This is a genomic window from Grimontia marina (assembly GCF_900060185.1).
Lineage (GTDB): Bacteria > Pseudomonadota > Gammaproteobacteria > Enterobacterales > Vibrionaceae > Enterovibrio > Enterovibrio marinus.
In genome coordinates this window covers 17,933-43,848 of the sequence record NZ_FIZY01000001.1, presented here as the reverse complement: position 1 = coordinate 43,848, position 25,916 = coordinate 17,933, and the positions used below count along the sequence as shown (strand labels likewise).

Annotated in this window: 26 protein-coding genes; 5 read left to right on the top strand and 21 right to left on the bottom strand. The window is 48.2% G+C overall.

What is annotated here, in order from left to right; genetic code table 11:
* Window positions 1–3 precede the first annotated feature (3 nt).
* From fliD to GMA8713_RS00190, 4 genes are all read right to left on the bottom strand, one after another.
* Window positions 4–1,374 (bottom strand): flagellar filament capping protein FliD, encoded by a 1,371-nt coding sequence (fliD, locus tag GMA8713_RS00205; RefSeq protein WP_062704567.1) that lies wholly within the window; start codon window positions 1,372–1,374, stop codon window positions 4–6.
* Window positions 1,375–1,389: 15 nt separating this feature from the next.
* On the bottom strand, window positions 1,390–1,812 hold the full coding sequence (locus tag GMA8713_RS00200; protein WP_062704565.1) for a flagellar protein FlaG: 423 nt from the start codon (window positions 1,810–1,812) through the stop codon (window positions 1,390–1,392).
* 66 nt (window positions 1,813–1,878) lie between these two features.
* Complete coding sequence (locus tag GMA8713_RS00195) at window positions 1,879–3,018, bottom strand: flagellin (RefSeq protein WP_062704563.1); 1,140 nt, start codon at window positions 3,016–3,018, stop codon at window positions 1,879–1,881.
* A 371-nt stretch (window positions 3,019–3,389) separates the two neighbouring features.
* Window positions 3,390–4,532, bottom strand: coding sequence for a flagellin (locus GMA8713_RS00190; RefSeq protein WP_062704561.1), 1,143 nt, complete (start codon window positions 4,530–4,532; stop codon window positions 3,390–3,392).
* 491 nt (window positions 4,533–5,023) lie between these two features.
* On the opposite strand from GMA8713_RS00190, the gene GMA8713_RS00185 reads away from it, so the two are divergent.
* Complete coding sequence (locus tag GMA8713_RS00185; RefSeq protein WP_062704559.1) at window positions 5,024–7,141, top strand: tetratricopeptide repeat protein; 2,118 nt, start codon at window positions 5,024–5,026, stop codon at window positions 7,139–7,141.
* A gap of 185 nt (window positions 7,142–7,326) precedes the next feature.
* Here GMA8713_RS00185 and GMA8713_RS00180 read toward each other — a convergent pair whose 3' ends face one another.
* On the bottom strand, window positions 7,327–8,547 hold the full coding sequence (locus GMA8713_RS00180; RefSeq protein ID WP_062704557.1) for a sugar efflux transporter: 1,221 nt from the start codon (window positions 8,545–8,547) through the stop codon (window positions 7,327–7,329).
* A gap of 218 nt (window positions 8,548–8,765) precedes the next feature.
* Between GMA8713_RS00180 and GMA8713_RS00175 the strand changes: the two genes are divergently transcribed.
* A complete protein-coding gene (locus GMA8713_RS00175) occupies window positions 8,766–9,653 on the top strand; it encodes an AraC family transcriptional regulator (protein WP_062704556.1) in 888 nt (295 codons plus the stop codon).
* 119 nt (window positions 9,654–9,772) lie between these two features.
* Here the strand turns inward: GMA8713_RS00175 and flgL are convergent, their stop codons facing one another.
* From flgL to GMA8713_RS00105, 14 genes are all read right to left on the bottom strand, one after another.
* The gene (gene flgL, locus GMA8713_RS00170) at window positions 9,773–10,966 is read right to left on the bottom strand and encodes a flagellar hook-associated protein FlgL (RefSeq protein WP_062704555.1); all 1,194 of its coding nucleotides are present in this window, start codon (window positions 10,964–10,966) and stop codon (window positions 9,773–9,775) included.
* Between the two features lie 11 nt (window positions 10,967–10,977).
* Window positions 10,978–12,855: a flagellar hook-associated protein FlgK gene (gene flgK / locus GMA8713_RS00165; RefSeq protein WP_062704554.1), complete on the bottom strand. Its 1,878-nt coding sequence runs from the start codon at window positions 12,853–12,855 to the stop codon at window positions 10,978–10,980.
* A gap of 169 nt (window positions 12,856–13,024) precedes the next feature.
* A complete protein-coding gene (locus GMA8713_RS00160; protein WP_062704552.1) occupies window positions 13,025–13,480 on the bottom strand; it encodes a hypothetical protein in 456 nt (151 codons plus the stop codon).
* Window positions 13,481–13,534: 54 nt separating this feature from the next.
* Window positions 13,535–14,515, bottom strand: a complete 981-nt coding sequence (gene flgJ / locus GMA8713_RS00155; RefSeq protein WP_062704550.1) for a flagellar assembly peptidoglycan hydrolase FlgJ — start codon at window positions 14,513–14,515, stop codon at window positions 13,535–13,537.
* A gap of 3 nt (window positions 14,516–14,518) precedes the next feature.
* Window positions 14,519–15,610 (bottom strand): flagellar basal body P-ring protein FlgI, encoded by a 1,092-nt coding sequence (locus GMA8713_RS00150; RefSeq protein WP_062704548.1) that lies wholly within the window; start codon window positions 15,608–15,610, stop codon window positions 14,519–14,521.
* Between the two features lie 28 nt (window positions 15,611–15,638).
* On the bottom strand, window positions 15,639–16,430 hold the full coding sequence (gene flgH, locus GMA8713_RS00145; protein WP_062704546.1) for a flagellar basal body L-ring protein FlgH: 792 nt from the start codon (window positions 16,428–16,430) through the stop codon (window positions 15,639–15,641).
* A 15-nt stretch (window positions 16,431–16,445) separates the two neighbouring features.
* Window positions 16,446–17,234, bottom strand: coding sequence for a flagellar basal-body rod protein FlgG (gene flgG / locus GMA8713_RS00140; protein WP_002537902.1), 789 nt, complete (start codon window positions 17,232–17,234; stop codon window positions 16,446–16,448).
* A 16-nt stretch (window positions 17,235–17,250) separates the two neighbouring features.
* Window positions 17,251–18,000: a flagellar basal body rod protein FlgF gene (locus tag GMA8713_RS00135; protein WP_062704544.1), complete on the bottom strand. Its 750-nt coding sequence runs from the start codon at window positions 17,998–18,000 to the stop codon at window positions 17,251–17,253.
* 177 nt (window positions 18,001–18,177) lie between these two features.
* Complete coding sequence (gene flgE, locus GMA8713_RS00130) at window positions 18,178–19,485, bottom strand: flagellar hook protein FlgE (protein WP_062704542.1); 1,308 nt, start codon at window positions 19,483–19,485, stop codon at window positions 18,178–18,180.
* Between the two features lie 21 nt (window positions 19,486–19,506).
* Window positions 19,507–20,262 (bottom strand): flagellar hook assembly protein FlgD, encoded by a 756-nt coding sequence (flgD, locus tag GMA8713_RS00125; protein WP_062704540.1) that lies wholly within the window; start codon window positions 20,260–20,262, stop codon window positions 19,507–19,509.
* Window positions 20,263–20,279: 17 nt separating this feature from the next.
* Window positions 20,280–20,690, bottom strand: coding sequence for a flagellar basal body rod protein FlgC (gene flgC, locus GMA8713_RS00120; protein ID WP_062704538.1), 411 nt, complete (start codon window positions 20,688–20,690; stop codon window positions 20,280–20,282).
* 3 nt (window positions 20,691–20,693) lie between these two features.
* Complete coding sequence (gene flgB / locus GMA8713_RS00115; protein WP_002537909.1) at window positions 20,694–21,089, bottom strand: flagellar basal body rod protein FlgB; 396 nt, start codon at window positions 21,087–21,089, stop codon at window positions 20,694–20,696.
* Window positions 21,090–21,285: 196 nt separating this feature from the next.
* Window positions 21,286–22,113, bottom strand: a complete 828-nt coding sequence (locus GMA8713_RS00110) for a CheR family methyltransferase (protein ID WP_062704536.1) — start codon at window positions 22,111–22,113, stop codon at window positions 21,286–21,288.
* Window positions 22,114–22,116: 3 nt separating this feature from the next.
* Window positions 22,117–23,058 carry a chemotaxis protein CheV gene (locus tag GMA8713_RS00105; protein ID WP_062704534.1) on the bottom strand — a complete coding sequence of 314 codons (942 nt, stop codon included), beginning with the start codon at window positions 23,056–23,058 and terminating at the stop codon, window positions 22,117–22,119.
* Window positions 23,059–23,189: 131 nt separating this feature from the next.
* Here GMA8713_RS00105 and flgA point away from each other — a divergent pair, with 131 nt between their 5' ends.
* The 3 genes from flgA to GMA8713_RS00090 all read left to right on the top strand — a co-directional run bounded on the left by flgA (window position 23,190) and on the right by GMA8713_RS00090 (window position 24,726).
* Entirely contained in the window at window positions 23,190–23,888 is a 699-nt protein-coding gene (flgA, locus tag GMA8713_RS00100) for a flagellar basal body P-ring formation chaperone FlgA (protein WP_062704532.1), read from the top strand.
* 85 nt (window positions 23,889–23,973) lie between these two features.
* Entirely contained in the window at window positions 23,974–24,291 is a 318-nt protein-coding gene (flgM, locus tag GMA8713_RS00095) for a flagellar biosynthesis anti-sigma factor FlgM (RefSeq protein WP_062704530.1), read from the top strand.
* Between the two features lie 6 nt (window positions 24,292–24,297).
* Window positions 24,298–24,726, top strand: coding sequence for a flagella synthesis protein FlgN (locus GMA8713_RS00090; RefSeq protein ID WP_062704528.1), 429 nt, complete (start codon window positions 24,298–24,300; stop codon window positions 24,724–24,726).
* A gap of 68 nt (window positions 24,727–24,794) precedes the next feature.
* On the opposite strand, the gene GMA8713_RS00085 is transcribed toward GMA8713_RS00090, so the two are convergent.
* Entirely contained in the window at window positions 24,795–25,223 is a 429-nt protein-coding gene (locus GMA8713_RS00085; protein ID WP_062704526.1) for an LPP20 family lipoprotein, read from the bottom strand.
* Between the two features lie 13 nt (window positions 25,224–25,236).
* A complete protein-coding gene (locus GMA8713_RS00080; protein WP_062704525.1) occupies window positions 25,237–25,872 on the bottom strand; it encodes a FlgO family outer membrane protein in 636 nt (211 codons plus the stop codon).
* Window positions 25,873–25,916 lie beyond the last annotated feature (44 nt).

Sequence of the window (25,916 nt, the reverse complement as noted above, 5' to 3'; positions counted from 1 at the left end):
CTCTTACATTGCCGGCATGATATTCATCATGGCGGACAATTGAGATTGCATCTCTGCCATCGCGTTATCCATAGCGGAAAACTGTTTTAAAGTACGGTTTTCCAAGTCTTCCATTCGGCGATCCAGTTTGTCCTGCTCATCTTGCAGTCGGATACGCTGATCACCCAGACTGGATTCACGATTACGGATTGCGCCACCCACCCCGGTAAAGTTCTTTACAGTGTCTTCCACTTTACGGGCGAACCCCTGATTACCACCGAAGAAGCCTTCTAACGCACCAAAGTTGCGCGTCAATTGTTTGTCCAGCAGGTTGTAGTTGATTTCTAAACGTCCATCCATAGTGGTGGAGATACCAAGTTCACTGAGCGTTTTCAGGGAATCCGGTGCGCCTTCAATTGGCGTAGAAAACAACGAGCGCATTTGGTTAACCGCAGATCGAATAACGCTGTCACCCACCAAAGGACCACCTTGTTGGGTTTCCGGGTCGTATTTAGATAACGCCTTTGTTACCTGATAGAAGGCATTGTAAGCATCAACAAACTCTTCGAGTGACGCTTTTACGGTGTCTCTGTCTTCATCCACCGTGATGACCACAGGGCCATCTGAGGGTGCAGTCAATTGAGACACTTCTATTTCCACGCCCCGGATAGCGTCAGCAAAGGTGTTGGTATCGCTGGAAACCGAAGCCAGTCCATCGATCAGAATGCGGGCATCTAAAGCGGCTTGCATTTCATTCATCGAATTGGTTGCACTGGCCGGGTTATATGCCAGTGCCTGCAACGGTGAGGTTACTGGAGCATTCACACTGACCGAAATTTGGTTGTCTGCGCCTGTTTTGTCTCCACCGAGGATCAACCTCGCCCCGCTATCATCATTAATGACAGAGGCTTTGATACCAGGATTGCTTGCATTGTTATTGATGGTTCTAACGATGTCGAGTAGCGAACTGCTGTTCGCGTCGATATCAATCGTGGTAGTTCGGCCGCCCAAACTCAGTGTGATTTGCCCTGCGCCAAAATCGGCCTTGGAGTCTAAACCGTCAGAAACTAGCTTGTGAGACTGCGCGAGTTGCTGTACATCGATGGAGTAAACACCGGTAACGGCTTGGTGGTCGGCGGAGGCGGAGACAGCTTCTGGATTGTTTGAAACTGTACTCCGCGCCGCGAAGGTATTATTACGGCGAAAGTCATACATCATGTCTTTCATCGTATCGAGGGAAGTTTTAAGCCTGCCGTAAGCACTGATGTTAGTTTCAACATCGTTCAAGCCTCTCACGATACGCTCTTGTTTGGGCGCTCTCTCGGCTTCAACAATTTTGCTGACCATGGAGTTGATGTCCATGCCACTGCCAAGGCCTGTTGCGCTTAAACCCATTGTTACTTACCTCAGTTATACCTTTTCTGCAACGAGCCCCCTCGCATGAAGAGACAGTTGCTGAGCTAGCTCTAGCATTTCTTTCTCGGGAATCTGTCGAATGATGTCACCACTACTCATTTCGTAGACAGTAACCACACTTCTTCCTGAATCCTCATCGAGTCGAAATGACAAGCCTTTGTTAAAGGTAGACACAAACTCATCCAGTCGCTCAACCAGCATTTCGAGCTGTTCTTGCTGCATACGACGCGTATCTTCAAGCTTTTGGACTTGTTCTACACGGCGCTGAGACAGCTTTTCAACATTCTCTGCCATCTGCCGCTGGTTCGTGATGTTGGGTTGAGTCCCCTCCACAGATTGTTTACTGCTAGCAACTTTCGTGCCTGACTGTGGAGTCACATGAGACAGGGATGACGTCGAAACGGATGATAGGTCCATCGTAGTTCACCTCCTGTTAGCTATTGACGGTGAGGGGCAAGCTCACCGTCATTTTTCGTCTTGCTATTAGCCTAACAGGCTCAGTGCAGCTGACGGTGCTTGCTTCGCTTGTGCAAGTATAGACGTACCTGACTGCTGTAGGATCTGAGATTTAGTGAACTGAGTCGTTTCTTTTGCAAAATCAACGTCACGGATGCGGCTGTTAGATGCGCTAACGTTCTCGTTAACGTTATCCAGGTTCGCAATCGCGTGGCTTAAGCGGTTCTGTTTCGCACCCAATTCGGCACGATGTGAATCGATGTATTGCATCGCATTATCCACAAGACCAACTGCGCGCTGAGCGCCACCAACGGTGCTGACGTCAACATCTTGCACTGTTTGGTCAACTTTCGTTGCACCTGCAATGCCCAGAGAGGTCGCCAGTGCACCGGTGAATGCAACATCAGCACCTGAAGCAGATACGATTTGCAGTTCGCCGTTTTCAGTCACAGACGCTGACACTTTGCCATCTGCCTGACCATTAATGTACGTTGCTACTTCTTCAACATCATCGCCTGCTTTTGAAGAAACGTTGATGGTCGCAGTCGTACCGTCCGCATTAGTGATCGCCATAGACAGAGTAGAGCCACCAGTTGCGGTCCAAGCAGCCATGTCTGCAGATGCCGCCACAGTCGCTTTATAGGTCGCACCACCCATCATTGCTTCGTCAGCACGGATGTTCTTGAACTCCATGAAGACCGCTTCACCCGCGTCAGCACCGATTTGGAATGCTTTGGTACCGTAAGTACCGTTCAACAATTTCGCACCACCAAACGAAGTGGTTTCCGCGATACGGTTCAGCTCGTCTTGAAGGGCAACAATTTCTTCCTGGATGGCCAAACGCTCTTGGTCACCGTTGGCACCGTTCGCAGATTGCAGTGACAGGTCTCGCATACGCTGCAGGATGTTGGTGGATTCTTCCATCGCACCTTCAGCAGTTTGCGACATTGAGATACCGTCGTTTGCGTTACGTACTGCAACGTCCAAGCCACGGCTTTGTGAAATCAGGCGGTTAGAGATTTGCAGACCTGCTGCATCATCCTTTGCACTGTTGATTCGAAAACCTGACGACAGACGCTCCATCGAATTGTTCAACGCATCGGTTGAGCTGTTCAAGTAGCGCTGAGCGGTCATTGCAGGCACGTTAGTGTTTACTGTAATAGCCATAACTATTCTCCTTTGGTACTAAGTCCGGCTTCCGCCCAGCAACCCAGGGAAAACCAGTTCTAAATCTCTCACAACCCATGTAACGGCACGTTCGGAAAAACCTTTACACCTTTTTTCCTACTTTTTTACAAGCCACCTTTGAGGGTGAAAATCCGTAAAATCATGGCGCTATGAAGGTTTTCGCCTTAAAGGGGAAAAACTTTAGAAATGATTTAAAAAATTTGTCGCGGAAAAAGAGGCGAACAGCCAGAAACCCAGTAATAACAAGGCTTCACACATAAAGATATGAGGGAGAAATTCAGACTGGAGGCGCAAAAAACGCACAAAAAAAGCGGCAACCGCTTGCCGCTTTTCGGGACCTATATTCCAGATTACTGGAGGAGGTTGAGCGCCGCCTGTGGCAACTGCTTTGCCTGAGCAAGAATAGAGGTACTTGCCTGCTGCAGAATTTGGCCTTTGGTGAGCTCCGTCGTTTCTTTCGCAAAATCAGTGTCGCGGATGCGGCTGTTGGACGCAGAAACGTTTTCCTGGATGTTAGAGAGGTTACTGATGGTATGGCTCAAGCGGTTTTGCTTTGCACCCAAATCAGCTCGCTGACTGTCGATGTACTGCATCGCTGAGTCAATAATACCTACAGCCATCTGTGCGCCACCTGCATCGCTGACGTCAATATCTTGCGTGGTCGCTCCTGCACCTGCACCAGTCACTAAGCCTAGAGAGGCTGAGAGGCCACCGCCAAAGGTGACATTGCCAGATAGCTTCTCTTCAGCGATGAAGATCTGCAGTTGACCTGCTTCGTCTACAGAGGCTGTCACCATCTCATCAGACTGACCATTAATATAGGTCGCCACTTCTTCAATATCGTCACCCACTTTAGCGTCGATATTCAGGTTAATGGAGTTACCGTCTTTGGTCGTAAACGCCATAGTCAGTGTCGCTGCCGTACTTGCCACTTCCCAACCAGCCGATTTACCGGAAGAAGCAATAAACTCAGTACCGCCCATACGGAAATCGTCAGCACGGATACTGCTCAACCCCATGATAATGGCCTCACCAGAGTCAGCACCAATCTGGAATGCCGCTTCACCAAATGAGCCATTCAGTAGTCGGCGACCACCAAATGCAGTGGTTTCTGCAATACGGTTGAGTTCATCCTGAAGAGCTGACACTTCTTCCTGAATCGCAATACGTTCAGACTTACCATTCGCACCATTCGCCGATTGCAGAGACAGGTCACGCATACGTTGCAGGATATTGGTCGATTCCTGCATAGCACCTTCTGCTGTTTGGGCAATTGAAATACCATCGTTAGCGTTGCGCATTGCAACGTCCAAGCCACGTGTTTGTGCAATGAGTCGGTTTGAAATCTGCAGACCAGCGGCATCATCTTTCGCACTGTTGATCCGACTACCAGACGACAAGCGTTCCATCGACGTATTTAAATCGTTTGTCGACTTGTTCAGGTAACGCTGCGCAGTCATCGCAGACACGTTGGTGTTAACTGTTACACCCATTTTGCTCTCCTTTGACTTTCGCGTATTTTGCGAAACAGCCTACCCGCGACAAATTGTCCGAATGTAGAAGCGGGACCAGCCTTCAGTTCGTTATCAGGAATGGTATCAATACAACTGATACCTCATGCCGAATGTTATTCAAATAGCATGCCAATTTTTGGAAAGTCTTTATTATCAAAAACTTAAAAGCAACAAGAGCGGAGCTGACTAACAAAACGGCAAATAATTTGACTTTCTTCTCAAGAAAATCGGCAACTTGCCGCCTCCGGTCATTGCCTCCTCATAAACATAGCACCAGATCTTACAAACAAGAGGGTTGAATCACATTTTGTTCAAATAAATTTTTGTTCTCAAAACAGAGATAAAGGGATTTATCCATAAAACATATGCGAGTTCATCCATAAAACACGCGTCTTCCGGCATGGTATTTGCTGTCTTTTATTTAGTTTAAAAACTTAGGTTTTTCGTTCGAATAACTATATGGATCCTTTATGAACAATCCCTCCCAAACCAATGAAAGTGCTATGACACTGGAACAAGCGTTTGAGCATGGCGTTTCGCTCTACCAACATCAGAAAAAACGCGAAGCCCGAGAGGTGTTCGAACATATTCTCTCCCTTGCCCCGGATGCCTTGCCAGTACTACAGGTACTGGCGGTAATGGACAGCGAAGAAGGCGCTTGGAAGGAAGCACTGATAAAACTCGACCATGCCTTGACTGTCGAGCCCGGCGATGCCTCTATCCTTTTCGACAAAGCAACCTTGCTAGCACAAAACGGCATGAATAAAGACGCGCTGGAGATCGTCGACGCACTGCTTGGTGTGGCACCAGATCATCAGGAGCTTCTCGCCATGCGGCAACAACTTACCGCAGCGATCGGCAAGATGGGAGAGAGCCGCCGCACGGCAAAACAGATGAATCATGTCTCAGCACAAAAAAATGCCGCGTTAGATGCCGAAGTACAAGAAACCCTTACCCTCGCTAACCAGATGGTGGAAAGCGGCAAGTTAGATCAAGCCAAACAACTTTTTAACGCAGTGCTCAGTGTGGCTGGTGATAACCCAATAGCACTTCTTGGTTTGGCAAAGATATACTTGGGTGAGGAAAACTTCGGTCTTGCGCGCCAATACCTACTGCGAGCATTTAATGAAGACACGTCAGAACAAGAAATCCTAGTGCTGCTTAGCAACAGTGCGATCAAAATTGAAGACTACAAAGCGGCCAGAGAACATGCGCGATTTGGCCTGAACGTTTGGCCTGACGAGCCACTTTTTTGCCGCTTGATAGTGCTCAGCTATGAAAAAGAAGAAAACTGGCTGGAAGCCTTCCGACAAGCCAAAACTTTTATTAAACAATACCCGACCGACGTGGATTTGCTGAACCGCCTGGCAACCGCAAGCTTCCAGTTGTTGCGCAAGCGCCATAACTTCACACCAGACGCAATTCTGGAATGTCAGCAACGCATTCAACAGGCAGCCAGCTTGGCAAACCAAGAAAACAAGCTGCGTCTATCGACATATCTCGCTGAAGTACTTTGGTATAAAGGTGAAGCCAAAGCCTCGAAAGCTTTGCTTGAAGATTACATTGCCAAGTATCCGGAAGATGTGGAAGCTGGTTTTAACGTCAGCTTTGTCTACCGCACACTCGGCGAATGGGAAAACTATTACCGCGCCAATGAGCTTGGTCTCACTTGCCATCGTCGACTGCGCTACAGTGGTAGCTTGCCACAGTGGAGCCTTGAGCGTCCGAAAGATGACGTCGTACTGGTAATGCCAGAACAAGGTGTGGGTGATGAAATCCTTTATTTCCATAATCTTGCTATGGTGCTGGAAAATACTAAGAGGGTTTATGTAGCCTGTGACCCTCGCTTGGAATCAGTGCTTAACCGCGCTTACCCGGAGGCGGTTATGGTCCCGGTTAAACGCATTGAAGGCGAAGACATCCATATCCCAGAAAACGTGATGAATGACATCACTTCCTGGGTGGCAGGTGGTAGCCTTGCCGGGATCTGCTTTGAAAAACATGGCCGTCACGTTTACCAATCTGGTTACGTGAATTTGCCGGAAGACAAGAAAGCGCATTGGCAATCTAAGCTGGATGACATCCGTAACCTGTGTGCTGGAAAGAAGTTGATTGGCATTTGCTGGCGAAGTGGTCTGGCTGCGGCAACGCGTAACATACACTACCTGATTGCCGAAGAAGTTGCGCATTTGGTCAAACAGGTCCCGGATGCCGTGTTTATCAACCTCCAATACGGTGATTGCAACAAAGAACTTAAAAAAATTGAAAAGATCTCTAAAATCAGAGTGTTGCAGCTTGAAGGGTTAGATCTGCGTGATGATTTTGAAGGTACCGCAGCCGCCATTAAACAATTAGATGCAGTGATCACAGCAGGTACGGCGGTCCACCGCCTGACCACTGCAGTTGGTACTCCTTGCCACGTATTTTTCGCCGGTACAGAAGAGTCTGATTTCAACCAGCCTGAACCTTTGTATTGCGACAGCGAGTTTGGATATTTCTACCCGCCAATGCTGGAAAACAAATACCCTATGTTGGAATCCATTGCGCGACATATCTCGGAAAACACCTATCCCCATCCCGTCTCGTGACTTGAAAGACGTTGTCGAAAGTTGGTGGCATATACTGCTTTTTGATGGAGGTGACTACACCTACAAAGGAACGCCGCGATCACAACGCCAGTCAAACTAGCTGAATCCTGCATCTTCAGGTTATTTGGGTATATCGAGAGCATAAAAAAGGTCAGCACTTGCTGACCTTTTCAATCTCGCGACTCTTACACTTCCGTTACCAGTTCAGCAGAGCAAGGCGGACGTCGGGTCTCTCTTGCCGAGATGAGTAGCAAACAGAATGCTACTGCCGCCGCCACAAGCATCGCCAATATGACACTATGATAGCTATGCAGCTCTGCCACAAACCCAACCGTCACACCGGATGCTAGGCTTGCCATCATAATGGCATTGTTAAACAGTGTCGTTGCGACCCCCATCTGGTTCGGCATCTTGTTCTGAATAACGACCATACCCAGGCTCGCACTGATACCAACGGCTAAACCGTTCAGTAATTGCAAGGCATAAATTTGCCATAGTGAATCAGCATTGAACAACAGGATATAGAACAGACAAGCCGATACCGCACTCAAGACCATTAGACGTTGTGGTGCAACTTTAGCCGCCCACAGACCTGCCAAAACCATGACCGGAATTTCCACAAACGCTGCCAAGCCGAGCAACTGGCCTGCCACTGACCCTGCCATATCAAGCTCCTTTGTCACATACAAAGGGATCGACATGACATACATGTTGTTGGCCAAAAACAACATGAATACTGCCCCCAAATATAACGGTGCTCCCTGAATCTTGCGCCATGATTGACGCACTTCCACTTCCCTCATGTTATCAGTGTCTTTTGCTTTGGTTGACGGGAACATACGCCAAACAATCAACACCGAAATAACCGTGGTGGCAGTGGCAAACAGGAATGCGCCGTTAAATCCAAATGCATCGTACAGGATGAATGCCAGTGGCGGACCAATCACCCAAGACATGGACATCATGGCGCGCATCAGTGAAACAAACAGTGTGCTATTGTCGCCGAGCTGCTTATCGGCATATTCACGACCAATAGCAAAAATTTGCGGTAGGGCCGCTGCTGAGAAACTCGAGATGAAGACCATCACGGCCAACGCCAGATAAAAATCACGGATTACCATAAAAAGCGCCGTGACGAGAATAAACGCCACTTGCGCTAACAAGATAATTTGGCGGCGATGCCAACCTACATCAGAGAGTTTGGCAATACGCTGTGAAACAATCACGCCACTAAATATAGAAATAGCGAGGAATACGCCCATCTCGAGTGGCGTTGCATCAAGTCCGTCGACAACAAAAATCCCTAAAAGTGGATAGAAAAATCCATAGCCCAGACCAGCAAACAAGCTGACCAGCAGATAGCAAAGCGAGGCTCTATCAGTTAAGAAGCTCACATAGTTTCTCATTCATTAATTCCCACAAAAAGCGCCTAGACGCGTTGATTTGAGCAGCCAGTCGACTTGACCATGTATTCGTTATTTCACTGCAGTTTAGGGATAAATATGCACCTCATGTGATAGCCATCGAGCAACTACCAATACTATTCATTCAATTTCTTTAAACCTACTGACAATCTGGGTAAAACTAATGTCAGCACTCATTTATCACCCAGTGAGATACCTCCATGCGGCCAACCATTGAACGTGTTCAAAAAGATGTCAGTCCAAGTTGGCATTTTGTCGATTATCAATGCACCACTTCCAAGCTGGGGATGCAGTGTGATTGGCACTATCACGATGAAATCGAGTTGGTGCTGTATCACGACCCTCATTATGTGGCGCCCGGAAAAATCATCATTGATGATTACGTCGGTGAGGCGGCACATGGCTATGCTTATCTCACCGGCCCCGGTTTGCCGCACATGTTGACCCGAGTGGCTTCGACAGCCACACCGGAGCGCCCCAGTAGCTCGCATGTACTTTGGTTTGATCAGTCTTGGATTCAATCATTGGTGGTCACGGTTCCAGCGTTATCTGCCGTTAGTGACATGTTGGTACGCGCAAACAAAGGGCTGATGTTATCCAAAGCGACGTTTGATGCTTTGTACCCTTTGATGAATGGCGCGTCGCAGCTAAAACCCGCCGCACAGTTTGTGCGGGTGGTGGAAATCCTTATGCTGCTTTGTGAAGACAAATCAGCGCAAACACTGACATCTCGCCCTTTCTGTTTTTATGTGGCGAAAGATACGCCTATCCTCGACAAACTGGAAAAAGCGCAGCAGTTTATCGCTGACAATTACGATGCGCAAATATCTGTTCAAGATATATGCAGACACCTCCACATGAGCGAAAGCTCGGTATATCGGATGTTCGAAAAGCACTTTGCAGACAGTTTCTCAGATCACCTAAAAAATTATCGCCTTGGTAAAGCCTGCGAGATGCTCGTGCGCTCAAACATCCCAGTTTCAGTTGTTGCAGAGCGGGTGGGGTTTTCTAACCTGTCGAACTTCAACCGACAGTTCAAAACAACCAAAGGCATGACGCCGAGCGGCTTCAGAAAGTTGTTTGGGTAGCCTTCAGATTTGAGATTTGAGATTTGAGATTTGAGAAGATATCTAGATGCTGCTAGCGAGGCTTAACATTCTCGATTCACAGCACCTTTAAGCAATTTAAATGCAACTAATTTGCGGTGTTAAATGTAATTGAAGAGCGAGAGATCTTTCGTCTTGGCAAAAGCTTGTTGTGAAGCCTGCAACGCTAACATGTTCTCGTTCATATCAATGACAGCAGTAGAGTAATCAAGATCTTCCATGGTCCCGAGAGAACGGTTTAGCACCAGTTTGAAATCTTTGTGCATGCTTTCCTGTCTGTCCAGCGTTGTCAGTCGGGTGCCGACTTCAGAGCGTGCTTTGTTAAGATGCTTAAAGGCGGCAGAGAACTGCTCGGTCACCTGATGTAATTCAGCGGTTGCCGATGCGTTGAAGATACTTTCGTGTGAAAGCTCAATCCCTTTTTTAAAGGCATCAAACACGTTGAACGTATCCTGACGCTCCAGCGCAATTGTATCCCCATCCATCATTTCACCTTCAAAGCTCAGGCTCAACGTTCCCCACTGTACGCCGTTTTGAGGATCATAAACGCCGCTGCTCACCACACTGCCATTTTGCGTCAGTTCGTACGTCGTTTGCCCTGCCCCATCCACACTGAAACTCACGGCATAGTCAGAGTTATCAGCATTGTTTGTGTTTGTTGCCTGCGCAAGCAAAAGCACTGAGCCACTTTCGAGCGAGTACTCTGGCTGGTAATCACCAAATGGGTTTTTTATTTCCATAAACACCTGATCACCAGGATCGCTGGTTTGTACTTCCACCGCTGGTGCCACTTGTGAGGTTCGGTGATAACTATCTCCGGCATACCGCACATTCAGCGCACTGTCGCGGTAAAAAGGCTGTTTGCTCGACTGGGTGCCAGAGAAAAGAAAATTCCCTGACTCGTCTTTTGCATTCACCAGATTCATAAAGTTATCGTAAAGACCCTTCAAGTCCTGACGGTGTGCAGTTCGGTCATCGTCAGACAGGGAACCGTTGATCATTTCCATCGTCTTTCGCTTCGCGCTGTCGACCAGTTGCTCCGCGTCATCAACCGCGATCTCCGCACGGGTTTGACGGTTTCGGGCAAGGGTAATCGAGTCAATATACTGATCGAGCTGTTTGTCCTGCTGGCGGAAGTTCTGGATATAAATTGAGGAGACTGGGTCGTCCCCTGACGTCAGCACACGCTTACCTGTCGCCAGCTGGTCTTGGTTGTCCTGCAACTTCACCTGCTGACGCATCATGTCATTCGACACTGACTGGTAATTGTGAAAACTGGCAATACGGCTAATCATCACTCAGATCCTTATCGGGTTGCATTCAGCAGGGTTTCAAACGTTTCGTTTGCGGCTGTCATGATTCGGGAAGACGCCATATAGGCTTGCTGGAATTTCATCATGTTTGCCGCCTCTTCATCGAGGTTAACCCCGGAGATTTCCGCCACACGTCCTGCCGCTGCGTCATGTTCAACGCGGCTGACATCCTCAAGGCGGGCGAAGGAGGCTTTCTGCACACCTAAGTCCGTATTCAAGCCTTCATAAACATCAATCAGACTTGAACGGCCACCGTCCATCAATTTTCGGGTTTGCAGTTGCTGCATGCGGATAAGGTTACCGTTCTCACCATCGGCAGGAAGCAAACTCACGGCGAAGATGTCTTCTGCCGCAGCACCCGGTGTCAGTTCAAATGTGGTGCCATTTACTGTCACAGGTGATGATGGTGGGTAAGCTTGCGGCGCCAGCAGGATATTGCCTTTCATGTCCAACACCGCAAATTGGGAAGCATCCGGCGAGATAGCCACCTGAAACTCTTGCTGCGCCCCCTGCTGAAGCACTTTGAGGCTGCCTTGACCTGTAATGACCGATTTGGAGCTGACATAACTTTGAGCGGCAATTTTTGCCGGATCTTCCATGGTAACCGCAATCTGACCAGCACCTTGGCGAACTGGCCGGATAATCACCCGCTCTCCTGCTGCCAGACCAACATCAACCTGAATACGCAAGCCATCATAATCAATTGACGGCGGTGAACCGGATGGTGTGACTGCCACCATGTTCTTTTCCGGATCGACCAAGGTGTACTGACTGCCATCAAACTTCAGTTGGTAATCACCAATTTTCAGTTGCGACAAATCATCGATATACACTTTCAGTTCTGCTGTGGAGTCCGACGCTATCAGTGAACGGTTGCGAGCGAAATCATCACTGTTAAAATCCACAAAAATGTTTTCACCAACCTGACCGCTTAGATCAAATCCCTGCGATTGAAGCTCATTAATCGACATGGCAAAACCTGCTGCCAAACGACCTAACTCATCACGAGCCTGTGCCAGTGTGTTGTCGCGATATTCGAACATTGCACCGAGCTTGCCACGAATATCTGCATTGTCGATGGGCTTTAGCGCTTTACCTTCCACCAGCGCCAGACGGCGCTTTTGGTAATCTGGTGTACCAGGTACGGTTTGCAGTTCGCTCGAATGCAAGCCAGAAACCAGTGTATGTCCACTGCCTATAATCACGTTGTAAAGACCGTCATCACGCTGGTTCACGCTTACTTGAGTAAACTCAGATAATTCATTGATGAGCCTTTGGTGACGATCAAGCAGATCATTATCCACAGTTTGTGTTTTCAAAATCGCTTTATGGATATCAACAATTTCCGCGCCAATGTCATTCATACGCTTCAAAGTAGTGTCGATTTCGACCGTGGTATCCGCTTCCTGATTTTGCAGAACGTTGTTGATATCGTTTAGACCTGCAGCAACCATGCGTGACTTTTCCAGTACCACTTTACGGGCACCCATGTCACTTGGGCTATCTGCCAGACCCTTCACCGCCCCATAGAACTCGTTCATGTTCTCTGGAATTTTCTTTGCGGAGTGGGACATCATGTCATCCAACATCGTGAGTTGGCTGTTGCGGGTTTGGGCATGTGCCAATGCAGACGTGGTGATGTTGTACTCGTTGACGGCAAACTTGTCATAGTTACGGCGAACAGCGGCCGCATGCACGCCGTGGCCCCATTGGTTTGCCGACCAATAGGCAGAGTCATTGGCGCGCTGCTCAACGGACTGACGGCTATAGCCTTCAGTGTTCACGTTCGAGATGTTGTGACCCGTTGTATTCAGTTGCCGCTGTGCTGTCAGAACGCCCTGAGAACCGAGCGTCAGCAGATCAAACCCCATTCTGCCCCCGTATGCGGAAACGCATAACTTACAAAATTATCTATTGCCCAGAAATATTCAAGAATCGTGCCATAGTAATTTAAGCTTTAAATCAATAAGATAAGTTATTTTCTCAACACTTCGGCATCGTCACAAAGCACAAAGGGCAAGGGATTGCCGCCTGGCGGCATCAGCCGGTAAGCCAACTCCAAAGGCCCAGGGAGAAATTAGGTAAGAGGTCGATACCAAGAAATGACTTCAGTAAATACAGGGAGGTAATAAGAACAGAGAACAGGATAAAACTGCCCAGCAGCAAAGCGATAACCCGCCCTGCATTCGCGGCTCTCTGTTCTGCACGAGTGAGGCCACGACGGTTTCGCCCACAAAGGAAAACCAAATAGTAGTGCCAACCAAAACCACCAATGATAGGTCGAAAATCAATGGCATGCTGCGCCTTGGCTCGGGTACCGAACATTAGTTTTAGCTGGAGTAATTGCGCATCAGTAAAAGTGTCCGCAATATCTTTTGGCGTTTTATCGAGAAAAGCACGGATGAAAGGATCACGGTGGATAGAACCCTTAGCGTACTCCGACAAACTTTGTGGACCCGTGGCTGTCTGTTCAAGAGATGGATGTTGCTCTACCATGGTTTTCTACCTTTCGCTGTGAGAGAGCAGACGACAATATACCGCTAGCGCGAATTATTGCTCCATCATTCCTTTTACGCGATTAAATACGCTGATCACTTTGTCAGAGTATTGAGGATCTGTCGCGTAACCTGCTTGATGCAGACCTCGGATAAATTGCTCCGGCTCTGCTGTCTGTTGAAGTGCCGTTGAGTAGCGAGGATTCCGGTTCAGAAAACTCACGTAATCATTGAAACTGTCTTCATATGAAGCATAGGCACGAAATGACGCCATTTCCTGTACCGGGATATCATCATGAAATTCCAGCGTCTGAGTAGCCACTTTGTTGCCATCCCAACGGGGATCCGCTTTGATGTTGAAAAGGTTATGACTGGAACCACGCGCATTGGCGATCACCTTCTTACCCCAACCGGTCTCTAGTGCAGCTTGTGCAATCAAAATAGCAGGATCTGTCCCTAAGGTTCGCGCTGCCTTTTTCGCATAAGGTGCCAGACGGCTAACAAACTCATCCGGTGTTTCAAATGGTTTGCCGGCTTCCACTTTTGGTGCTGTATTTTGCTGCGCCAACATATGTGGATTTGGGATAACAGTGTCGTCGAGTAAAGGAGACAGTGCTTGCGCTTCAGCTTCGTCTTCTGTCACGTTCGGTGCAAGTGGTATGGTCGGCTGAAGGCGAATGCGATCACTCGCACTGTTATCACCCACATCCATTGGCTCACTGTTTTGAGACCCTTTGAACTGTTGAACAATCAAATCTGCCAGCCCCAGTGAACCTTCACGGGAAAGCGCACTGGAAAGCTGTTCGTCTGCCATTTGTTCATAGAATTTGGACGTGCGGTTATCAATCAAATCTGACTCGAAGGCTTCGTTGGCACTTCGCATCGATTTAAACAGCATTTGGGTAAACAGCGCTTCGAACTGCTCTGCGGCCGCATGCAGAGCATCGTCTGACTGTTCGCCATTCGATGCCTTCTGGCGAAGAATGTCCAGTCGGCTAAGATCGTGAATAAATCCGGTATCTAATGGTGCTTTCATGGTTTAAATCACTATCAGTTGACCGTCGATGGCACCCGCTTGCTTGAGTGCCTGCAATATTGCCATTAAATCTGATGGCGCTGCGCCAACACCGTTCACTGCGCGGACCAAATCATCCAACGTAACACCGGGCTTGAAGTGGAACATGCGACCATCTTCTTCAGACACTTCTACACCTGAGTCTGGAACAACCACAGTTTCGCCACCAGAGAATGCGCCCGGTTGGCTTACCTGCAGGTTTTCGTTGATGGTGACCGTCATGCCTCCGTGTGTGATGGCTGCAGGGCGAAGACGAACGTTTTGTCCCACCACAATAGTACCTGTGCGGCTGTTAACGATGATTTTAGCGGCAGCGTCTGCCGGAACAAACTCGAGGTTTTCCACTGTAGACAGGAAGGCAACACGCTGAGACAAATCACGCGGTGCACGGACACGTACTGAGGTCGCATCCATCGCGGAAGCGGTATTTGGCCCAAGAAAACTGTTGATGGAGTCCGCCATGCGCTGTGCTGTGGTGAAATCGGATTCAAACAGGTTGAACGTGATGTGGTCGCCGCGGCCAAAAGGTGAAGGAACCTCCTGTTCGACCGTAGCACCATTGGTAATACGACCAACGGTTGGCGTATTGCCCACGATAGATGAACCATCAGCTCCTTCCGCACTGAAGCCACCGACAATCAGGTTTCCCTGTGCAACGGCGTAGACTTTACCGTCTAAGCCTTTCATGAAAGTTTGCACCAGAGTACCACCGCGCAAGCTCTTGGCAGAGCCGATAGACGATACCGTGATGTCAATTTTCTGACCTTGTTTGGAAAACGCTGGAAGCTCAGCACTCACTGCAACGGCAGCCACGTTCTTAGTTTTCGGTTTAGTACCTGGTGGTAATTGAATGCCGAAGTTTTTCAACATGGCATTAAAGCTCTGATCGGTAAATGGTGTGCTCTCCCCCGTACCGGCAAGACCTACTACCAATCCGTATCCCACCAGCTGGTTACTTCGCACGCCGGCAACTTCCGACACATCTTTAATGCGGGCAGCCTGCACCGCTGGGGCAATCAATACGGCAATCAAAAACAGCTTTAGCCAACTCTTCACGTCAATTCTCCGGCGATTCTTTTACGCGTTATAGAACCACATTAAAGAATCGTGCCAAGAATCCCTGATCTTGCGTATCCTGGCGATCACCAGTGCCAGAGTATTGGATTCGCGCATTGGAAATACGCGTTGAGGCGATGGTGTTTTCCGAGGTAATGTCGTCAGGGCGAATCGTGCCGCTCAGACGGATATATTCGTCTCCAGTGTTTAATGTCAGCCATTTCTCACCACGGATCATCAGGTTACCATTCGACATCACGTCAATGACTTCGACGGAAATCGAACCGGAAATGCTATTGCTCTGATCGGCACTGGTTGAGCCACTGGTGGAATTATCATGGGCGGCAGCATAAGAAAGATTACGCTCACCAATCGTTACTTCCTGCCCCCCTAGTGACAGAGGATCCATACTCAGGTCACTGGATTTTGCCGCATCACTGCTGGCACTCTTTTTGGCTTGTGTTTTTTCTTCCAACATGACGGTCACGATGTCACCAATACCGCGTGGCTTAGTATCGTCGTAAAGATCTTGCGCACTCACTGCACTAAAGAGAGAGCCCGTTGCCGTTGCGTAATGTTCAGGTTGGCGAGTAGGATGAAGAGGCGTCCAGTTAGGATCACCCGCGACCGGGTCTTCACGTTCACGAAGCAGGCCAATCAGGCCTTCATTGCCCGGGTCAGTCGTCCCTTCTACCGCATCGGTCTCAGTAGTTCCCTGCACCACTTCGCTCTGATTCTCTGCCAGAAAAGCTTCTGGATTCATTAGTTCACAACCAGATACCGTCGCCAGCATAAAACCTGTGATCAATAACTTTTTCATCCGCGGCTTACTCCCTTATAGCTGCTGGTTGACGTAACTCAACATCTGATCGACTGACGAAATCACTTTGGAGTTCATTTCATAAACTCGCTGTGCTTCAATCATGTTTACCAACTCTTCGGTCACGTTGACGTTGGAGGTTTCCAGCATTGACTGTCGAACGCTGCCGAGACCATCAAGGCCCGGTACACCCTCTTGTGGGTCACCGCTCGCACCAGTTGGCAGATAGAGGTTTTGCCCTATTGGCTCAAGGCCACCCGGATTGATGAAGTCAACCGTGGTGATCTGGCCGATAACGGCATTTGCCTGTTGCCCGCGCAATCTTGCAGAGACTTCACCATCAGTACCGATGGTCACCTGAATCGCATCAGGCGGTACGACAATTTCTGGCTCCAACGGATACCCAGCACCTGAAGTTACAATCACACCTTCATCATTCAGGGTGAACTGACCGTTACGCTGATAACCGATGTTGCCGTCCGGCAGCAGGATCTGGAAGAAACCATCACCTTCTATCATCAAGTCGAGGGCGTTGTTGGTGGTCTGGGCGTTACCATTGGTGTGAACGCGCTGTGTCGCTACCACTTTCGAACCGGCACCTAACATCAGTCCGCTTGGCAGTTCGGTATTTTGTGAAGACTGACCGCCAGGCTGATTTATGTTCTGGTAAAACAGATCTTCAAAAACTGCACGAGACTTCTTAAAGCCTACCGTCGAGGCGTTTGCCAGGTTATTCGAAATGGTCGAAATATTGGTCTGTTGTGCGTCTAGGCCAGTTTTACTCACCCACAGTGCTGGATGCATACTAAATTCCTCTCAATTAACCCAAGCGCAGCAGAGAGTTAGATGCTTGATCCATTTCCTCTGCGGTCTTCATTAGTTTGACTTGCATTTCAAAGTGACGCTGAAGATCAATCAAGCCCGTCATCTCGCTGATCGGATTGACATTACTGCCTTCCAGCGCACCCGTCAGAAGTGATACCCCCGCATCGGCTTCATATACTGTGCCGGGGTTAATCGGCTTGAATACACCGTTTTTGTCTTTGAAAAGTTCTTCGTTATTTGGTCGCACAAGTTTGATACGGTCGATTTCTTCCATCGCTTCCGGTGGCGCACCTTGTGGTAACACTGACACCGTACCATCCGTGCCGATTTCAATTTTCGAGACTGGCAGAGGCAGGAAAATAGGTGCACCGCGTTCGCCAAGGATCAAATGGCCATGACCATTTTGCAGCATGCCAGTTTGGTCAACTTTCAAGTTACCCACACGGGTATACCCTTCCTGACCTGTACCATCCAAAACCGCCAGCCAACCGTCACCTTTAATCGCAACGTCAAGTTCACGACCTGTTGTGATAGTTGAACCCTGTGCAAAGCTGTGCCCTGGGCGCTCTGTCATGTTGAACACACGGGTGGGCAAGCCTTCACCGTATGCCTGCATAGCACGAGCCTGCTCAAGGTCAGCGCGAAAGCCTGTAGTACTGACGTTTGCCAGATTGTTGGCACGCAGTTGTAAAGCCTGCATATCTTGTTTGGCGCCACTCATGGCGAGAAATAGTGCGCGATCCATTAAGACGTTCTCCTGTCGCTTATGCAGCAAAGAAAGCAAAAAGAGTGCCAAAGTTTAATATCAATTATTAACAACAGGTTATTAACTAAACTAAGCGAATAAAGGAGAGCGTTGAGAACGGTTTTGGGAAAGGAATTGCCGCCCGGTGATCGGGCGGCAAATAATATTAAGTCACGTTTAACGAATCTGGAGAATTGTTTGTTGCATCTGATTGCCAACTTCCAATGCACGTGAGTTTGCTTGGAAGTTTCGCTGAGCAGTAATCAAATCGACCAGCTCTTGAGTCATATCAATGTTCGATTGTTCAATGGTGCCACTTTTCACTTGACCAAAAGCCCCTTGCATCGCTTCCCCCCAGACGGCATCACCTGAGTTCTGTGTGATTTTCCACTGGGTATTACCTGCTTGTGATAATCCTTGCTGGTTGGATATACGAACCAGAGCTACGCGCCCCAATGCGACGTTTTCACCATTACTATAAGTCGCCATAATTGTACCCTTTGGATCGATGTCTACTTTGGACAGATAACCAGTAGTAGCACCGTCTTCAGTGAACTTTCGCATTTCGAAAGGTGAAGCATACTGCGTTGGTTCTTCGAAGTTGATAGTCAACGCTTGGCTTCCGTCTGCACCATTCAATTCAAGGTTTGCTCCGTTAGCGCCAAACTCCACCGTCTGTAGTGGGTTGCCAGCATTTATCGTATCTATTGAACCATCAGGGTTGAACTGAATCGAGTGGCCGACGTGACCCGTAGCAGACGTAAAATCGCCCGCGGTTAAGCTAAGGGGCTTTTCACCCGTTGGATCTGTCACGGTATAGTAGGTAGCCCATTTGTTTGGTGTTACGTTGTCTTTCACATAATAAGTCGTCAACTTGTATGGCTGCCCCAAAGAGTCAAATACTGTGGCAGATGTCGACTTGTTATATGTATCTGGATCTTCCGGGTTAAACAATGTTGGATCTTTTGACGCACCACCTGCAGGAAGATTGAGGCCAATATCCACATTTTCAGATGCCCGTGGCTGTCCAAACTGATCGGGGACGTTTAACGCTTTGGGCTCAAATGAACCGACTTGCAGCGTTTCGTTATCCACATCATAGCCCAGAAGATACTGGCCTTCTGAGTTAACAATATTGTTGTTTTTGTCGAGGTGGAATGCTCCATTCCTCGTTAAAAAATTGACGTTGGTAGCCAGTTTATCATTGGCGACCGAAAAATAGCCGTTACCACTCACACGCAGGTCAAGGGGGTTGTTAGTGTAAATACTGGAGCCTTCATGAAACTGCTGTGCAACTGTAGACGTCTGCACACCACTACCTGTCGTAGTTTTTGAGTTCGAGAAGATCGACGCAGAATATACATCACCGAACTCTGCACGCGACTCTTTAAAACCAAAAGTGTTGGCGTTCGCAATGTTGTTACTGGTGGTGTTCATGTCTTTTTGAGCTGCCGCCAGGCCACTCAGTGCGATATTTAAAGCCATTGCTGGAACTCCTCTGTCCTTTTAGCTCTTGCTCACGTTGCTAAGGCTTGATGATTTACCTACTTCAAGCACTTCAGTGAGTTTGACCGGAGATGCGTAACCCGCGATGTTCAGCATCACGTTACCGTCGCTATTCCCCAATAGAACACTGTTTACGTTGGCATAAGTGGAAAGCTCAAAATCCTGAGGCTTTCCATCAATGTTGCCGCTTACGTTGACTTTGTAATTGCCTTCCGGCAGTGGATTGCCGGCATCGTCTTTGCCGTCCCATTCAACGCGGTGGTCACCCGGAGACTTAGCCCCCATGCTAAATGTTCTCAGCAATTCGCCACGCTCATTCTGGATACGCACAATCACATCATTCAACGCTTGGGGCAGTTTCACCATACCGGCGATTCCACCTTCAGCGGCTTTAAAACCTTCATTACCCGGAACCAGTACATCCTGACCCACTAAAGATGAAGCTTGCAGTGCCTGACTGGATGTCATAGCAGCATTAAGTGAACCGAATTGCTCGTTCATTTTTCCGATGCCGTCGACAGTTGCAAATGATGCCATCTGTGCAATCATTTGCTCATTATCGACAGGCTTGAACGGATCTTGGTTTGCCAGCTGCTTGGTGAGCAGTGCGAGAAAATCTTCTTGTTTAAGGTCAGCCTGGCCAGTGACTTTTTCGCCGGTATCACCACGCTCAGCACGTTGCTTTTCTTGCAGCGCTTTAAGCTGGTCAATATAGCTACCGCTTCCTGGTCCACCTGCGCCGTCAATAGGATTCATGGTGCTGTACTCCTACCTTATTTGCCCATTTGTAGCGTACGCATCAGCATTTGCTTGCTCGCTTCTGCCACTTCTACATTGGTTTGATAAGAACGGGATGCCGAAATCATGTTGGCCATCTCTTCCATCACATTAACATTGGGCTTGTAAATATAGCCTTCCGCATTTGCCATTGGATGCTCAGGGTTGTACTCCGCGCGGAGCGGCTTCTGGCTTTCTACAATACCCGCAACGCGAACCGGAACACTGTCGCCTTGTTGGTATTTATTTAACTCTGCCGAGAACACAGGGTGACGCGCTTTGTAGGTTTCTGCCGCTGAGCTGCTGACGGAATTTGCATTCGCCAGGTTACTGGATGTGGTGTTGAGTCGAACTGACTCTGCGCTCATGGCAGAACCTGTTACGTTGAACACATTAAAAAGACTCATCCATTATTCCCCTTTCAGTGCCTTGGACATGTTTTTGAACTTGGAGCCAAGGAAATCCAATGACGCTTGATACTCAAGGGCGTTTTGCATGAACAGGTTACGTTCTACCTGTGCATCAACAGTGTTGCCGTCGCCGGTATCAGGCTGGTTTGGAATGCGGTACATTTTCTGGCCGTTCACCTGAGAGGTGGCAGGGATATGCCGCTCATTGGTACGACTCAGGCCAAAGTTTGCCCCAGAGGTAGCCGCTTGCAGCGCTCGTTCGAAGTCAACATCCTGAGCTTTGTAGCCCGGTGTGTTGGCATTTGCCAGGTTGCTCGACAGCGTTTCCGCCCTTTGAGCACGCACACCAACTGTGTGTTGATGAACGCCCAGCGCTTTGTCGAATGATATCGCCATACGGCACCTCCAAAAATCTCATACCGAATACATAGCAAATAAGATGCCAACTTTTACTCTCTCTCAATTCGCAGAATGAATTGCTTTGAATCAATAATTTATCGAGATACCATGATTTCCAATCGGCAAACAACTTTCTGCAGATACAAAAAAAGCGGCAACTTCTGTGCCGCTTTTCTAGTAAGGGGAATAAAGTCTACTTCAATTTATAAATGATGCCGGGATTACAGCGGATCATCTCAAATCTATCGGTCAAACCAGTCAGGGACTCTGACGCTCCCAACAGCAAATAACCACCTGGGTTCAAGCTGCCCGCCATTTGGTTTAACACCTTAGATTTCATATCAGGTGAAAAATATATCAACACGTTACGACAGAAAATAATGTCGAACTTGCCGAGCATACCATAGCTTTCCATCAAGTTTTGCGGCTTGAAGGTCACCATGCGTTTGAGTGTATCCTTCACTTTCATGCGACCATCACCAGCATCTTCAAAGAACTGGCGTTTTCGCTCTGGTGACAGACCACGGCTCAGAGCAAGATTGTCATAAACACCAGTGCGGCAATTTTCCAGCATCGTGGAGGAAATATCTGTCGCTGTGATAGCCAAATTCCCCAGCATGCCAGGTTTTCTTTGCTGAACCTCTTGTACGGTCATGGCAATAGAATAAGGTTCCTGACCGGATGAACTGGCTGCCGACCAAATTTTGATCGGCCTTTTACTCTCTCCCACCTCAGGCAGCAGGCGGTTGGCAAGCACTTCAAAGGGGTAGGTGTCTCTAAACCACAAGGTTTCGTTTGTGGTCATTGCATCAACAGCAGACACGGCTAGATCGCGGTTACGATTTGTGAGAACAAGCTGAAGCAGCTCGGACATTGAAGCGAGTTTATGACGCGTAAGAAGCGGACTGAGTCGGCTTCTTACGAGATATTGCTTACTGTCGCCAAGAACGATGCCACATTTGCTTTCAAGATATTTACAGAAATCACGATACTCTTGTTCTGTGAACGCTATATTCGTCATGGATTAGTTTTCTTGACCTTTCTTCCCTTTTACCGCGTTCATTACGGCTTCTCCGAGTTCATCGGGGTCGAACTTCGGTATAAATGCATCAGCCCCAACTCGCTTTACCATCGCTTCATTGAATACCCCGCTGAGAGAGGAGTGCAATACTACATGAATATCTTTGAGGTTAGGATCTTTTTTGATTTCAGTGGTTAAGGTATAACCATCCATCTCTGGCATCTCGATATCTGAGATGACAAGTGCTAAATCCCCAATGGTATCTTCCGCCGCCATACCTTGGAGTTTACCCAGTGCATCCCGGCCATCGTGCGCCAATACAACATTGTAACCAATAGACTCTACCGCTCGTTTCACCTGACGGCGGGCGACGCTAGAGTCATCAGCCACGAGCACAGTCGTTGGGTCAGAGCTACCTTCCTCAAACACAGGTTTATTGGCTAAGACCTCTTCACTGATGTCTTCGTTCACCGGTGAAATCTTATTCAGAATTTTCTCTACGTCGAGAATTTCTACCAGCTCGCCTTCAATTTCAGTCACGGCGGTGAGATAGTTCGAGCTACCGGTACCTTCTGGCGGAGGCAGAATAGCTTCCCAATGCATGTTAACAATACGCTCAACCGAGCCCACCAAGAAACCTTGAGTAGAGCGGTTAAATTCTGAAATGATGATAAATCGATTTTCCGGGTCAGTGATTGGCAAACCACCAGTTGCAAGACTCATATCAATCACTGAAATGGTTTGCCCTCGGATATGTGCAACCCCTTTAACCAGCGGATGCAAATTCGGCATGGAAGTCAGCTTCGGGCACTGGAGTACTTCCTTTACTTTAAAAACGTTGATGCCGTAACGCTGCTTACGCATCAAACGAAAGGTCAGCAGCTCTAAGCGGTTTTGTCCGACCAGTTGCGTACGCTGATTGACCGTATCAAGAATCCCCGACATAAGATAAACTCCATATTGCCCTGTTTTTGTTATCGTATTGCAGCAAATAGCTTCATTCTCACCCGCATCTTGGCATGCGAATTGAAGGAATTACTGCATCTAAATTCACCATACTAACCAATATGTGACATATGTGTTATCAAAGATTAGTCTGGCTCTTTATCGGCACGTTTCTGTATAGCTTTAGCTCAATTATAGCCGCTGCACCGGCAAGTCAACTCGATGCGATAAAAGAAGCTGCCGAAGGACATGTACAAACTCTGATCACTCCCCCTGAATTTGGCAAGCTTGAAGTTCAGGCAGGCCATCTCGACAGTCGTCTTCAGTTATCTCACTGTCCTTCTGCTCTGGAAGCTATCGTTCCAGGCAGACAATCACTCAATAAAAGCGTCACAGTCATGGTGAGCTGCAAGGAAGATGGTTGGCAAGTCTATGTGCCCGTGCAGATTAAACTGTTAACTCCTGTAGTTGTGGCTAGGCGCCCACTTGATAGAGGGATGACGATAGGTGCAGATGACCTCATCGTCCAACTGGTTGACTCGCGATTTCAAAGGGGCCAAACCTACACGAGCAGCACCACAATTGTCGGTTCTCGTATCAAGCGAGTAGTGGGAATTGGTGAGCCAATTAGCGGAAACGACATCTGCATGGTCTGTCGGAATGATGAAGTTATTATTACCGCTTCCGATGGTGGACTGAATATTATTGCAAAAGGGACAGCATTAAGTGACGGTGCTCTCGGTGAGCAAATTAAAGTCCGTAACAGCAAATCCAATCGGATAGTCGATGGTACAATTACCGCAGTCGGTCAAGTAGTAGTAAAATTCTAATTTAATGCAAATCAGTGCTAAAGTTCATATTAATGCGGCCGATACTGTGAGCAACAGAAGGTTCGGACAGATATAAGGCTTTATTATGGCAAGTATCGATCATCTGCGTTCTGGTCAGCCATTGAGCACGAACAGAAGCAACCAAAGCAAGACACAAAGCACCGCCACCGAAAGCGGTGCTGCTGGTGAAGTGCGTAATCATCGCGGAGATGCGTTCTCTATGAGTGACGAAAGCCGCGCAATTGGCACCCTAAACCAGCAAATGGCTAGTGAAACACATTTTGATAGCGCAAAAGTCGCGGCGATTAAAGCAGCTATAGCAAACGGCTCTTACAAAGTAGATGCGGATCGACTGGCTGCGAATATTATGAAGCACGAAGACGACCTTCGTGGTATGAAGTAACTTTGCATGTCTGAAGCACTCTCTTTTGAGCAACTTCTTCAGGCACAGGCTGAAAATGTTAACGCACTGCTTGAAGTCATGGAAAACGAAACATCGGCAATTTCCTCCAGAAAGGCTGCCGATATTGATGTATGCGCGAAGCAAAAACTCACTTTGATACAAAATATTCAGTTACGAGATGCTCAACTCGCAAAATGTCCCGAGCTCCAATCACCTTCCGAAGAACATCTGACGACCATCTCGCACATCAAAACTTCACTTGAGAAATGTCACCAATTAAATGACGCCAATGGCGTTGCATTACAACGTGCACACCTCAGTATGCACAAACTTCGTAACCTTTTTCAGGAGGCTGCGGGCAAAAGTGAAATGACTTATGACAGTGAAGGACAGGCTTCCGGTAGCCGAACGTTAGGCACGAATGTGAAAGTATAGCCTAGCCCATTATTATAAATACAAGAAAGCCGCTCTTCTTCAGAGCGGCTTTGACGTTTATTCGATGATTAGAAAATGATCGCATCATCTCTTGGTACGTGGTGAGATTCACCATATTCTGACATCTTTTTCATCTTTCGCAGGTTCAGCTGCAGCTCAGTCACATAACTGTCACCCACTTTGTAACTGGCAATCACCTCGGCAGCTCGGATAATGCCATCTGAAGCACCCCGGGTTCTGTCCTGTCCCAGTTGCTGGTCATCCACCTGCGTCAAGCCACTGACACGAATACCGTATACCTGCTCTGAGAGTTCTTTGTATGCTTCCAGCTTGGAAGCCCTCATTGCACGGAACTGTTTTTCTTCTTCCGTTTCACCACGCTGAGCACTGATAGATGCAGTCCCTACTGCGGTGAGCAATTCATCAGAGCGAATCGTGGTGATGGGTTGGCAAGCGGTCAACATCAATAACATTGCCAGAAATAGCCAAGTCTTCATATTCGCTCCAGTATTACGGTTTCAAAATGATAGTGTCAGATGGATGTTTACGTTGGTCACCACGAATGATGACTCCGTCCTGGATCCGCACCTTATGCAAGGTATCAATATCGCGGCCAATTCTGTCCGCCGGCAAGAAACCTTGTGCCGATGCGACTACGACACGAGAGCGCATACCTACAATGCGGGCATTCACTAACACACCGCCGCCTTGGCGTAACATAGTGCCAGTCAGTACATAATCAATTTGTTGTTCTGGATGCAGTTCTTTCCAATCACGACTGATTGAAAAATCACCGTCTTTCGTTACACGAATAGTTCCAGTGTTTTTAAAATCAATGACGGTAAAGCCACGGCGCTGCATTTGGTAAATCATTCCTTCAGTGACGGAGTTCCCCAGCCAGTTGGTTTCATCCATCTCTTCCACATCAACAAATGACACAATAGCCATGGGCGTTCTGGCAGTCAGGTAATTGTTGGTTTCCAGCAACTCTTCCGCCAAACCGTCCATAAAGTAGTTCAGCGTGTGCCGTGGGGTTTGCTGCAACAGGAACGGGCTCCCCGAGTACGGTTCTTTACCGTTGTAGATCGGGCTATAGCCGCAAGATACGGTTGCTAGACTGAGTAATATCATTATCCAGTTTTTCATTGTCGTCTGGCTCCAGACACGATTTCAGAATGACCTGTTAGGTA

Bases quoted from the DNA above. Each gene is read 5' to 3' on its own strand.
- GMA8713_RS00090 (WP_062704528.1), top strand. From the start codon at position 24,298: ATGTCTGAAGCACTCTCTTTTGAGCAACTTCTTCAGGCACAGGCTGAA.
- flgM (WP_062704530.1), top strand. From the start codon at position 23,974: ATGGCAAGTATCGATCATCTGCGTTCTGGTCAGCCATTGAGCACGAAC.
- GMA8713_RS00160 (WP_062704552.1), bottom strand. From the start codon at position 13,480: ATGGTAGAGCAACATCCATCTCTTGAACAGACAGCCACGGGTCCACAA.
- GMA8713_RS00105 (WP_062704534.1), bottom strand. From the start codon at position 23,058: ATGTCGGGGATTCTTGATACGGTCAATCAGCGTACGCAACTGGTCGGA.
- flgH (WP_062704546.1), bottom strand. From the start codon at position 16,430: ATGAAAAAGTTATTGATCACAGGTTTTATGCTGGCGACGGTATCTGGT.
- flgK (WP_062704554.1), bottom strand. From the start codon at position 12,855: ATGGGGTTTGATCTGCTGACGCTCGGTTCTCAGGGCGTTCTGACAGCA.
- GMA8713_RS00085 (WP_062704526.1), bottom strand. From the start codon at position 25,223: ATGAAGACTTGGCTATTTCTGGCAATGTTATTGATGTTGACCGCTTGC.
- GMA8713_RS00185 (WP_062704559.1), top strand. From the start codon at position 5,024: ATGAACAATCCCTCCCAAACCAATGAAAGTGCTATGACACTGGAACAA.
- flgA (WP_062704532.1), top strand. From the start codon at position 23,190: ATGTGTTATCAAAGATTAGTCTGGCTCTTTATCGGCACGTTTCTGTAT.
- GMA8713_RS00175 (WP_062704556.1), top strand. From the start codon at position 8,766: ATGCGGCCAACCATTGAACGTGTTCAAAAAGATGTCAGTCCAAGTTGG.
- flgJ (WP_062704550.1), bottom strand. From the start codon at position 14,515: ATGAAAGCACCATTAGATACCGGATTTATTCACGATCTTAGCCGACTG.
- GMA8713_RS00200 (WP_062704565.1), bottom strand. From the start codon at position 1,812: ATGGACCTATCATCCGTTTCGACGTCATCCCTGTCTCATGTGACTCCA.
- flgE (WP_062704542.1), bottom strand. From the start codon at position 19,485: ATGGCTTTAAATATCGCACTGAGTGGCCTGGCGGCAGCTCAAAAAGAC.
- flgD (WP_062704540.1), bottom strand. From the start codon at position 20,262: ATGAATCCTATTGACGGCGCAGGTGGACCAGGAAGCGGTAGCTATATT.
- fliD (WP_062704567.1), bottom strand. From the start codon at position 1,374: ATGGGTTTAAGCGCAACAGGCCTTGGCAGTGGCATGGACATCAACTCC.
- GMA8713_RS00180 (WP_062704557.1), bottom strand. From the start codon at position 8,547: ATGAGAAACTATGTGAGCTTCTTAACTGATAGAGCCTCGCTTTGCTAT.
- flgG (WP_002537902.1), bottom strand. From the start codon at position 17,234: ATGCATCCAGCACTGTGGGTGAGTAAAACTGGCCTAGACGCACAACAG.
- flgB (WP_002537909.1), bottom strand. From the start codon at position 21,089: ATGGCGATATCATTCGACAAAGCGCTGGGCGTTCATCAACACACAGTT.
- GMA8713_RS00080 (WP_062704525.1), bottom strand. From the start codon at position 25,872: ATGAAAAACTGGATAATGATATTACTCAGTCTAGCAACCGTATCTTGC.
- GMA8713_RS00135 (WP_062704544.1), bottom strand. From the start codon at position 18,000: ATGGATCGCGCACTATTTCTCGCCATGAGTGGCGCCAAACAAGATATG.
- flgC (WP_062704538.1), bottom strand. From the start codon at position 20,690: ATGAGTCTTTTTAATGTGTTCAACGTAACAGGTTCTGCCATGAGCGCA.
- flgL (WP_062704555.1), bottom strand. From the start codon at position 10,966: ATGATTAGCCGTATTGCCAGTTTTCACAATTACCAGTCAGTGTCGAAT.
- GMA8713_RS00195 (WP_062704563.1), bottom strand. From the start codon at position 3,018: ATGGCTATTACAGTAAACACTAACGTGCCTGCAATGACCGCTCAGCGC.
- GMA8713_RS00190 (WP_062704561.1), bottom strand. From the start codon at position 4,532: ATGGGTGTAACAGTTAACACCAACGTGTCTGCGATGACTGCGCAGCGT.
- GMA8713_RS00110 (WP_062704536.1), bottom strand. From the start codon at position 22,113: ATGACGAATATAGCGTTCACAGAACAAGAGTATCGTGATTTCTGTAAA.